Raw genomic sequence first — 3,162 nt, 5'->3', positions numbered from 1 at the left:
TCGCTGCATAGTTGAACAGTGATGTTCAGCAGTGTTCAGCGTAAATGTATCAGCTACCCACAGGGATTCCACCCTGCAGCAGCAAACAAAGGGGCTGAGATCAAAAGGGATCCCTCGTGGCGCTTTGACCCCACTTGCCGCTTGTCCTTAGCGGCCTGCCGGGTGCAGGAACCCTAGAATGGAAGTTAAGCCTACTTGCCGTGAGTGCCCATGAGCCTTTTGCCCACTTCCGCTGCTCCCCTAGCCATTGCTCCGACAGCAGCCAAGCCAAGGCGACTGGACTTCGAGGTGGTGATTGCCGGAGCTGGGATGGTGGGATCCACCTTAGCAGCCGCTTTGGGCCAGGCCGGGATCCGCGTCGGGCTGATCGAGGGGCGGGATCTCTCGCAGGGGGTGGGGGCGGATGGCCGAGCCAGCGCTTTGGCTCTGGGGACAGCTCGTATTCTGCAGCGGATTGGGGTATGGCCCCTTATGGAGGCCTGGGGAGTTTCTCCCATCCACCGCATTCAGGTCTCTGATGGGGAAAGCCCCTGGATGGCTCAGTTGTGCCGCGAAACGCTCCAAGCGCCGGCGCTGGGCTACGTCGTGGAAAATCAAATTACCCAAAAAGCTCTGTTGCAGCGCATTCGCGAGTGCCCTTCGGTAACCCTTTTCAGCCCTGCTCAGGCGCAAAGTTTCTCCCCTGCAGCAGATCACATTCGGGTAGAGCTGGCCCAGGAGGGATCCCGGCAAACCCTGCGGGCTGCTCTGCTGGTGGTTGCAGATGGGGCCCGTTCGCGGCTGCGGGAACAGGCTGGGATCCCGTTATCCCGCTGGGGCTATGGGCAGGTGTGCATCGTTTCCACCCTCACCCATGAGCATCCTCACCGGCAGGTGGCCTACGAGCGCTTTCAGGTCAGCGGTCCCTTCGCCATTTTGCCCACCTCCGATCCCCATCGCAGTTGTGTCGTCTGGACAGTTCGCCAAGCGGATCGAGATCGGCTGATGGGCTTATCTGAGGCTGAGTTTCTGCAGGCCATCCGGCCTTGGTTTGGATCCCAGTTGGGAGCGTTGCTGGCCGCCTCTCCCAGAGCTTGTTATCAGCCGCAGCGGGCCCATGCCCAAACCTATATCGGATCCCGGCTGGCTTTGGTGGGGGATGCTGCCCATACCACCCATCCGCTGGGGGGGCAGGGAGCGAATCTGGGCATGCGGGATGTGGCGGCCTTGGCTGCCCTGTTGATCGAAGCCAAAATGGCGGGCCGGGATCCCGGCGATCCGGCTTTGTTAAAAGCCTACGAGCGCTGTCGCCGCCCAGAAAACGCGCTGGTTCTTTTTGCAACCGATGCTGCCAATCGCCTCTTTTCCAACCGAAGCTGGCCGTTGCTGGTCTTGCGTCGCCTGGGCCTGTGGGGACTGGAGGTTTTGCCGCTGCTCAAGCCTGCCTTGATGCGCCAAGCGATGGGGATCCGCCCTCAACAACCCCAACTCCAACAGCTCCCTTTCCCTACACCCCTGGAACCCTTGCCCACACCTGTCTGAATCCGGCCAACCTGTCACAGCCGGGCTGGGATCCTCACTAAGAGAAAGTCATTATGTCCTCGGCAGGACAAGCGATCCACATGGGATCAAGGCTGCTCCAGAGGTAAGTCTGAAAACAGCAATGGGGCAATATTGGCCGCCTGGTTGATGGGGATCTCGTCGTTGACGGCATACTGATAAAACTGATCCAAGCGCCGACACAAACCTTCTGGGGTCAAAGCCTGCACATTGGAGCTGATGATATAGCTTTGGGAAGGAGAAGCGCGAAACGCTTGAAAGGCTTTGCGACAAAAGTCCTGCTTGGCCTCCGGGTCTGCTTGTCGCCACTCTGGCCCCGTAAGTTTGCCGGACAAAGTGGGGCCGGTTGCCGCTCCCAAGGGCAGGCCTGTTCCCAAGATTAGGCCAGCCAGGATCAGAAACAGAAGGCCCCCCTTCAAGACTGCCTGCCAGAAAGAGAACTGAAGCCGTTGCCGGTGCTGCTCCATGGTTGGATAGGCTGGAGTGGAAAGGGATCCCCTCGATCATACCGATCACACATACCGATCACAGGCGGATCTGAGGGAAACTCAGGATCTCGGCTGGCTTTGCCGCTCCCCTCGATCCCCGCTGCCGTCCTCAGGAATGGCCGGAAAGCTGGGTCCCTTTCATCCCTTACCCGCTCGCACCCTCCGTCCCGTGGCTCGCAACAAACCCCGTCGGAAACAGCCTTTCCCGCACCTCCTCGGCTCCAAATGGACTTCCGTTCAGCCTGTTCTGGGTTGGCGACATTTTCAGGTCACCGCTCGCCAACAAGGGGAAGGAGGGCTGGTGTTTGCCGAGCTCAGAGCCGTCTGCGATCCCCAGGTGCGCCTCTGGGTCAACGCGGCCACCCTGAAGAACCGGGATCTTTGGCAGCCGGGCTGGACGCCTCTCGAAGACGGGATCCCCTGTGGGCGGCAGGATCCCCTTCTGGACAGGGCTGGGGGATAGTTTCTCTCAAGCTGAGGCTCAGGGATCGATTAGGATCATCTCTCTAGTGTGGTGTTTTAATTCGGAAGCTTGAGGAGAAGAAAGCGGGATGGCCAGATGTGACGTTTGCGGAAAAGATCTTAGCTACAGCGATTATCAGTGGGCCAAGCGCTGCGCCAATCCCTACGGGAAGTCTCACCTCATCTGCTTCGACTGCTACAGTGGTTCGTCTTGTCCCATCTGCTATTCCCCTCTGAAGCCGGCAGAATAGAAAGAGGCGTTCTCAAAAGCTGCTTGTCGGTTACTCGACTCCCATCCCCCTAGCTCCTCGGAGGGGGCGATGGTCGACAAGGGTCTCGATGGTTTTCCCAAGGGAGCCGGAAAAGTGCGCATTGGCCAGGGCTACGACATCCACCGCCTCGTCGAGGGGCGCCCCCTGATCCTGGGCGGGATCCGGATCCCTTACGAAAAGGGGCTATTGGGCCATAGCGACGCCGATGTCCTCACCCACGCCATCATGGATGCTCTCCTGGGGGCTGCCGCTCTGCGGGATATTGGCTACTACTTCCCCCCTGAAGAAGAGCGTTGGAAAGGGGCAGATAGCATCCTTTTACTACAGCAAGTGGTGCAGCTGGTGGGCCAAGAGGGCTGGTGCGTTGCCAATGTAGACAGTGTGGTGGTGGCGGAGCAGCC

4 protein-coding genes are annotated in these 3,162 nt (G+C 59.6%); 3 read left to right on the top strand and 1 reads right to left on the bottom strand.

The window, feature by feature from the left end; translation table 11 throughout:
- The first annotated feature begins 210 nt into the window (after positions 1-210).
- Positions 211-1,521 (top strand): UbiH/UbiF/VisC/COQ6 family ubiquinone biosynthesis hydroxylase, encoded by a 1,311-nt coding sequence (locus NW829_RS10790; RefSeq protein ID WP_414417060.1) that lies wholly within the window; start codon positions 211-213, stop codon positions 1,519-1,521.
- A gap of 86 nt (positions 1,522-1,607) precedes the next feature.
- Here the strand turns inward: NW829_RS10790 and NW829_RS10785 are convergent, their stop codons facing one another.
- Complete coding sequence (locus tag NW829_RS10785) at positions 1,608-1,958, bottom strand: hypothetical protein (protein WP_414329946.1); 351 nt, start codon at positions 1,956-1,958, stop codon at positions 1,608-1,610.
- 238 nt (positions 1,959-2,196) lie between these two features.
- Between NW829_RS10785 and NW829_RS10780 the strand changes: the two genes are divergently transcribed.
- Positions 2,197-2,490: a TIGR02450 family Trp-rich protein gene (locus NW829_RS10780; RefSeq protein ID WP_414329949.1), complete on the top strand. Its 294-nt coding sequence runs from the start codon at positions 2,197-2,199 to the stop codon at positions 2,488-2,490.
- 364 nt (positions 2,491-2,854) lie between these two features.
- On the top strand, positions 2,855-3,162 hold a 308-nt coding region (gene ispF, locus NW829_RS10775), incomplete at its 3' end, for a 2-C-methyl-D-erythritol 2,4-cyclodiphosphate synthase (RefSeq protein ID WP_414417061.1).

The organism is Synechococcus sp. R55.8, assembly GCF_047461895.1.
Taxonomy (GTDB): domain Bacteria; phylum Cyanobacteriota; class Cyanobacteriia; order Thermostichales; family Thermostichaceae; genus Thermostichus.
Note: the sequence above shows the minus strand (reverse complement) of the source record. Positions and strands in the feature narration are given on the sequence as shown.

Excerpts from the sequence above, each read along its gene's own strand:
- NW829_RS10790 (WP_414417060.1), top strand. The coding sequence starts at position 211 with ATGAGCCTTTTGCCCACTTCCGCTGCTCCCCTAGCCATTGCTCCGACA.